Source organism: Mycobacterium sp. 852002-51961_SCH5331710 (assembly GCF_001665535.1).
In the GTDB taxonomy this organism is placed as follows: Bacteria; Actinomycetota; Actinomycetes; order Mycobacteriales; family Mycobacteriaceae; genus Mycobacterium.
On record NZ_LZSQ01000112.1, the window covers coordinates 60,216 to 67,291 of the forward strand.

Annotated in this window: 6 protein-coding genes; all 6 read left to right on the forward strand. The window is 67.5% G+C overall.

The features are described from left to right. The first annotated feature begins 108 nt into the window (after positions 1 to 108). From A5752_RS19700 to A5752_RS19725, 6 genes are read left to right on the forward strand one after another with little or no spacing between them, the layout of a single operon-like run. On the forward strand, positions 109 to 915 hold the full coding sequence (locus A5752_RS19700; RefSeq protein ID WP_082963979.1) for an enoyl-CoA hydratase/isomerase family protein: 807 nt from the start codon (positions 109 to 111) through the stop codon (positions 913 to 915). Positions 916 to 931: 16 nt separating this feature from the next. After that, positions 932 to 1,741, forward strand: coding sequence for an enoyl-CoA hydratase/isomerase family protein (locus A5752_RS19705; protein WP_067088978.1), 810 nt, complete (start codon positions 932 to 934; stop codon positions 1,739 to 1,741). After that, positions 1,738 to 2,529, forward strand: coding sequence for an enoyl-CoA hydratase/isomerase family protein (locus A5752_RS19710; protein ID WP_067089007.1), 792 nt, complete (start codon positions 1,738 to 1,740; stop codon positions 2,527 to 2,529). The genes A5752_RS19705 and A5752_RS19710 overlap by 4 nt, the downstream gene beginning before the upstream one ends. Then, a complete protein-coding gene (locus tag A5752_RS19715) occupies positions 2,529 to 3,986 on the forward strand; it encodes a class I adenylate-forming enzyme family protein (protein ID WP_067088981.1) in 1,458 nt (485 codons plus the stop codon). The genes A5752_RS19710 and A5752_RS19715 overlap by 1 nt, the downstream gene beginning before the upstream one ends. Continuing rightward, positions 3,979 to 5,490 carry a class I adenylate-forming enzyme family protein gene (locus A5752_RS19720; RefSeq protein ID WP_067088983.1) on the forward strand — a complete coding sequence of 504 codons (1,512 nt, stop codon included), beginning with the start codon at positions 3,979 to 3,981 and terminating at the stop codon, positions 5,488 to 5,490. The genes A5752_RS19715 and A5752_RS19720 overlap by 8 nt, the downstream gene beginning before the upstream one ends. Then, entirely contained in the window at positions 5,483 to 6,982 is a 1,500-nt protein-coding gene (locus A5752_RS19725; protein ID WP_067088986.1) for a class I adenylate-forming enzyme family protein, read from the forward strand. Before A5752_RS19720 ends, A5752_RS19725 begins: the two co-directional genes overlap by 8 nt. Positions 6,983 to 7,076: the final 94 nt, after the last annotated feature.

Consider the following 7,076-nt stretch of genomic DNA (forward strand, 5'->3'; position numbering starts at 1 on the left):
TGGCCTCTCGTCGGCGGCGCCGTCTTTTCGACCGCTGTCCTTGCTAACTTGTACAAGATAGCAATACTGTATGTCTAACCGTATAGCTCGAGATTGGCGGAATCAACGGTGACCGAAGCGGCCGACGACGGCGTGGTCGAGACATCGCGCGACGGCGCGACACTGCGCATCACGCTGAGCCGGCCATCGCGGCGTAACGCCCTGAGCCGCAGCATGACCGACGCACTGGTGACGGCCTTGACCGCCGCCGCCACCGACGACTCCCTGCGAGCGGTGCACATCGCAGGCGACGGGTCGGACTTCTGCGCGGGCGTGGACTGGGTGGCGTCCAACGTCGCCGACCGACGCCCCCGCACCGGTGACATCGTCCGCCGGCAACCCCACACGGCGCACCGGGTCGTCGAACTGATCCACACACTGCACCTGCCGGTGGTGTGCACCGTGCGAGGTTGGGCCGCAGCGCTCGGGTGCAACCTGGCGTTGGCGGCCGATTTCACCGTCGCCGCGCAGGACGCGGTGTTCTGGGAACCGTTCCTTGGCCGCGGCTTCAGCCCCGATTCGGGCTCCACCTGGCTGCTGCCCCGCCTCATCGGCCTGGCGCGCGCCAAACGGATGCTGCTGCTGGGCGAGAAGGTCAGCGGCGCCGACGCCGCCGAGTGGGGGCTGATCCACGCCGCGGTCCCCGAGTCCGAATTGTCCGCCGTGAGCGACGAACTCGTCGAGCGGTTGGCCAGCGGGCCGACCGTCGCTACCGGGCTGGCCAAGCAGTCCATTCACTACGGCCTACACGCGTCGCTTCCGGAGACCATGAACCGGGAGCTCTACAACGTCGAGTTGTCGTGCCGAACCACCGATTTCAAAGAAGGACTGGCGGCGTTCCGCGACAAGCGCCCGCCGGAATTCCACGGGCGCTGACGGATAGGAACCGAGAATGTCTCCCACTTTTGACGACATCAAATACGAAGTCGACGGGCACAAAGCCACCATCACGTTGAACCGGCCGAATGCGCTCAACGCGCTGAGCCCGCACATGATCACCGAACTGCGGGCCGCCTATGACGAGGCCGAGAACGACGACGCCATTTGGACACTGATCGTGACGGGCACCGGCCGGGCGTTCTGCACCGGCGCCGACGTCGGCGAGATCCCCGAGGACGGCAGGGTCATCTACGAGCGGCCGTATCTGTCCAGCTACGAACAGTGGGAGGCTCCGCAGGAGGGCACTCCCCCGTTCCGGCGCATGGCCAAACCGGTCCTCACCGCCGTCAACGGATTGTGTTGCGGCGCAGGGCTGGACTGGATCACCACCGGTGACATCGCGATCGCCTCCGACAAGGCCACGTTCTTCGACCCGCACGTCAGCATCGGACTGGTCGCGGGCCGCGAAATGGTGCGCCTGGCCCGGATCCTGCCCCGCAACATCGCGTTGCGCATGGCATTGATGGGCAAACACGAGCGGATGAGTGCCGAGCGGGCCTACGAACTGGGCATGATCAGCGAGGTGGTGGAGCACGACCGACTGCTCGAGCGCGCCCACGAGATCGCCGACATCGTGAACTCCAACGCCCCGCTCGCGGTGCGCGGCACCCGGTTGGCCATCCACAAGACGCTCGATCTGCCGCTGCACGAGGCGGAGATCCTCGCCGAGACCTTCCGTGAGCGGGTGGTGCGCACCGACGACGCCGCCGAAGGCCCGAAAGCGTTCATGGAGAAGCGCGCCCCGAACTGGCAGTGCCGATGAACGCGTCGGCATTCGAGACCATCACCGTCGATGTGGACGCGGCCGACCACGTCGCGACCATCACGCTGAACCGTCCGGACTCGCTCAACGCGTTCAACCGCACGATGTGCGAGGAGATGTCGCAGGCCTGGAAGCTCGTCAAGGAGGATGACGCCGTCAACGCGGTGGTACTCCGCGGCGCGGGCGATCGCGCGTTCAGCGCCGGCCTGGACATCAAGACGCCCTACGGCCAGCCCGACAACGTATGGAACCACGAGGATCCCGGCGAGCACCTCAGCCCGAAGTGGCAGAAGATGTGGAAACCGGTCGTCTGCGCAGTGCAGGGCATGTGCACCGCGGGGGCGTTCTACTTCCTCAACGAGGCCGACGTGGTGATCTGTTCAGAGGACGCCACCTTCTTCGACTCCCATGTCAGCGCCGGCCTGGTGTGCGCACTGGAACCGATCGGGTTGATGCGACGGGTCGGGCTCGCGCAGGCACTGCGGATCGCGTTGATGGGCAACGACGAACGCGTGAGCGCCGCGACCGCGCTGCAGATGGGTCTGGTGACCGAGGTCGTGTCCGCCGACCGCCTGTGGGCGCGCGCGCACGATATCGCGGGCGGTATCGCCGCCAAACCGCCGTCGGCGACGCAGGGCACGGTCAAGGCGATCTGGGAGTCGTTGGAGAAGCCGTATCGCGCGGCGATGGAGCAGAACCTGATCTACACCCGGTTGGGTAATCCGCTCGGGCAGGCCGAACTGGCCGCCGCGCCGCCGACCGGTCGAACCGAGCCGAGGATCCGCTGATGGGTGATCACCCCCTCAGCCGTCGCATCAACCAGATCCTCGACCTCGACCCGAACGGGCCCGCCATCGAGTACGAGGGCGATTGGGTGACCTGGGGTCAGGTGGCCGCGCTGGCAACCCGGATTCGCGGAGCAGGCGTGACGGGCCGGCAGGTCGGAATGCTGTTGCGTAACAGGCCCGCCCACGTCGCGAGTTTCCTCGGGGTTCTGCTCGGGGGCGGCACCGTCGTGGTCGTCAACCCGTCGCGCGGTGACGACCGCATCAGGGCCGACCTCGAAGCGCTTGCCCTGCCCATCGTGATCGGCGAACAAGACGACCTGGCGCGGCTGGTGACCAGCCCCGGCACCGACCGGGTGGCGATCTCGACGGTGTCCGACCCCATCCGCCTGACCGCCGCGCGCGCACTGGTGCCCGAGGAGAACCGCGTCGGTGTCGCGGTGCGGATGTTGACCAGCGGCACCACCGGACCGCCCAAGCGGATCGACCTCACCTACGACATGCTGGCGCACAGCGTGATCGGCGAACGCTTCGCGGAGGCGCCGTCGCCGAAACAGCTGCGAAGCGGCGTCGCGATCGTCAACGCCCCGCTCGTTCACATCGGCGGCGTCTTCCGTGTCTTGCAATGTGTCTGCGAGGGCCGGTCATTCGCGCTTCTCGATCGCTTCGAACTCAACCGCTGGGCCGACGCGGTACGACGGCACCGTCCGCGCGCGGTGTCCCTCGTCCCCGCCGCGCTGCGCACCGTGCTGCATTCGGACCTGACCCGCGACGACTTGGCGAGCATCCGTGCCGTCACGTCGGGCACCGCGCCGCTGTCCGCCGAGGACGCCGACGCGTTCACCGAGAAGTTCGGCATACCGGTGCTGACATCCTATGCCGCAACCGAATTCGGCGGTGGCGTCGCAGGGTGGACCCTGCCCGATTACCAGGAGTACTGGCAGATAAAACGGGGCAGTGTGGGGCGGGCGAGCCTCGGCGCGCAACTGCGGGTCGTGGACGACGCCGGACAATCCGTCGGCGCCGATCAGCCCGGACTGCTCGAGGTCAAGCCCGGACAGCTGGGGCCGAACGCCGAATGGATGCGCACCACCGACATGGCGCGCATCGATGCCGACGGTTTCGTATGGATCCTGGGCCGCGCCGACCAGGCGATCATCCGCGGCGGGTTCAAGGTCATGCCCGACGACGTGCGAACCGCGCTCGAGAGCCATCCCGCCGTGCACAGTGCCGCCGTGGTCGGCCGACCGGATGATCGGCTCGGGGAGACGCCGGTGGCGATGGTGCAGCTGCGGGAGCCGGTCGACATCACGACGCTCGAAGAGTTCCTGCGGGATCGATTGGCCCGCTACGAGGTTCCGACCGAGATCGTGGTCGTCGAGCAGATGCCGTGCACTCCGTCCGGTAAGCCCGATTTGAGCGCGGTGCGGCAGCACTTCGCCGGCGTCGGCCATGGCTGACCGTACCGTCGGCGCGGTGCTGCGCACACAGGCCCGTGCGCGCGGCGATCATTCGCTGCTGATCTGCGACACCGACCGGTTGAGCTACATCGAGGCCGAGCGTCGGTCGGCGCGATTGGCCCGCGGACTCATCGCGCTGGGCGCGGGCAAGGGCACCCACGTCGGTGTGCTGCACCCCAACGGGTCGGCCTTCGTCGTCGCGATGCTGGCGGCCGCCCGAATCGGCGCCGTCGTCATCCCGGTCTCGACGATGGTGACCGCCCCGGAGTTGCGCGAGCAACTCGCTCACGCCGACATCGAGATTCTCGTGGCCGCAGGGTCATACCGCTCCCACGACTACCGGCAGCGCCTCGCCGAGATCGATGGCGTTCCGCTGCTGCGCCACGTCCTCATCGACACCGAACCGACCGAGTCGGCCCCTGCCGGCCTGCTCGCGGCGCTCGAGGACGACGTCGAGCCCTGCGACGAGCTGGCGATCGTCTACACGTCGGGGTCGACCAGCGCGCCGAAAGGCGTCGTCCACACGCATGCCGGGCTGCTCGACCACCAGGTGGTGCTCAACGAGATCCGCGGGCTCACCGCCGAGGTGAAGCTGTTCAGCAATTCGCCGTTCTTCTGGATCGGCGGGTTCGCCTACTCCGTGTTGGCCACGCTGCTCGCCGGCGCGACGCTGTTGTGTTCCAACGCCGCCGATCCCGGTGAGACCCTCGATTTCCTGGAGACCGAGAAGCCGACGATGACCAACGGATTCGTCGCCGGTATCGCGCATCTGGCACGCCACCCCAGCCTGAAGAATCGCGATCTGTCCTCGATCCGGCGAGGCAATCTCTACCCGATCATGGCGCCCGACGTCCGGCCCGCCGATCCCGAACTGCGCCACACCATGCTCGGCATGACCGAGTCCGGCAGCGTGATCCTGGCCTGCGCCGACGAATCTGATCAGCCCGAGCATCGGCGCGGCTCCTTCGGTAAGCCGGTCCCCGGATTCGACGTCAAGGTCATCGATCCCGACACCGGAGAACCGGTCGGCATCGAAACCGTCGGCGAACTCTGCGCGCGTGGGCCTTTCATGATGCAGCGTTACTACAAGCGCACCCGTGAAGAATGCTTCGACGACGACGGGTGGTTCCACACCGGTGACCTCGTCCGCACGGACGCCGACGGCTTCTTCTACTTCGTCGGCCGACGTGGCGCGATGATCAAGACGGCGGGCGCGAACGTCGCACCCGCGGAGGTCGAACGGGCCATCGCGAAGGTGAGCGGCGGTGCCGTTGCGCATGTGATCGGTCTGCCCGATGCCGAACGCGGCCAGATCGTCGGCGCGGTCGTCGCGCTGGAGGACGGCGCGTCGTTCGACGAAGCAGCCTGCCGCGAGCGACTGAAGGCCGAGTTGTCGGCGTACAAGATTCCGCGTCGCTTCGCGGCGGTACCCGCCGCCCGCATCCCCGTGCTGTCCAGCGGAAAGGTCGACTTGCCCCGATTGGCAGAGGTTTTCGATGTCTGACACCATCGACGCGCAGGTGCGACGACGGGCCGTCGAACACGGTGACAAGGCCGCGGTGATCGACCCGTCGGTCAAGGTCACCTACGCCGAGCTCGACGCCTCTACGCACGAGCTGGCCGCCGCCTTCGTGGCCGCCGGGGTGAGCAAGGGCAGCAGGGTCGCGTTGATCATGCCCAACTCCACCGAGTGGGTGCGGATCGCGCTCGCGCTGACCCGCGTCGGCGCCGTGCTGGTGCCGTTGAGCACGCTGCTGCAGCCGCCCGAGTTGGCCGCCCAATTACGCATGGCGGCCGTACAGTTCGTCGTGGCCGTCGAGGAGTTTCGCGGCCACCGCTACCTCGACGACATCCGCGCCGAGCGTGACCGTCTTCCGGCGCTGCGCGAGGTCTGGCGCGCCGACGAACTCCCCGGGGGCGGCGTCGCTCCCGTCGACGAGATCGCGGCCGCGGTCACCCCCAGCGACACGTTGGCGATCATGTTCACCTCGGGTAGCAGCGGCCCACCCAAGGGTGTGATCCATTCGCACGGCAACGCTTTGGGCGCGGTGCGATCCGGTCTGCCCGCACGTTGCATCAAAGCCGACACCCGGTTGTATCTGCCGATGCCGTTCTTCTGGGTGGGCGGGATGGCCGGCGGCCTGCTGTCTGCGTTACTGACCGGCGCGACACTGGTGACCGAGGAGAGCCCCCGCCCGGAGACCACGTTGCGGCTCATCGAAAGCGAGCGAGTGACGCTGTTTCGGGGCTGGCCCGACCAGGCCGCGGCGCTGGCTCGCGCGAACGCCGTTGTGGGAGCTGATCTGTCGGAATTGCGGCCCGGCAGCATGGAGGCGTTGCTGCCACCCGAGCAGCGCGCGGTTCCCGGCGCGCGGGCCAACCTGTTCGGTATGACCGAGTCGTTCGGACCGTACTGTGGCTACCCCGCCGACACCGACATGCCGCGCTCGGCGTGGGGCAGTTGCGGAAAACCGTTCGACGGTATGGAGGTTCGTATCGTCGACACCGATACCGGCGAGCCGGTGCCGACCGGGACCATCGGCATGATCCAGCTCCGCGGACCGCATATGATGCGCGGGATCTGCCGCCGGACCCGCGAAGACGTGTTCACCCCCGACGGCTACTACCCCACCGGCGACCTCGGACACCTCGATGACGGCGGGTTCATGTTCTACCACGGCCGCAGCGACGACATGTTCAAGGTCAGCGGTGCGACGGTCTACCCGAGCGAGGTGGAGCGCGCGCTGCGCAGCATCGACGGCGTGCACAACGCGGTCGTCACGGAGGTGGAGGGCGCCGTCGGCGCGGTGGTGGTTTCCGAGCGTTCCGCTGATGAGTTGCGCTCGGAGACCCGAAATTGGTTGAGCGCCTTCAAGGTTCCGACGGTGTGGCTCGTCACCGAAACCGACGATGACATCCCCCGCAAGGCGTCGGGCAAGGTCGACGTCCGCGCGCTGCGGGATATATTGCTCACCACCCACCGCGAGCAGTCGTAAAACTGCCCATTTTCGGCGGCGGTTTCTAGTGCTCTAAGCAACAGCTGTCGGTGTGGACGGGTTGGAGAGTAGTTCGTCGAGTGCTTCGGCGGGG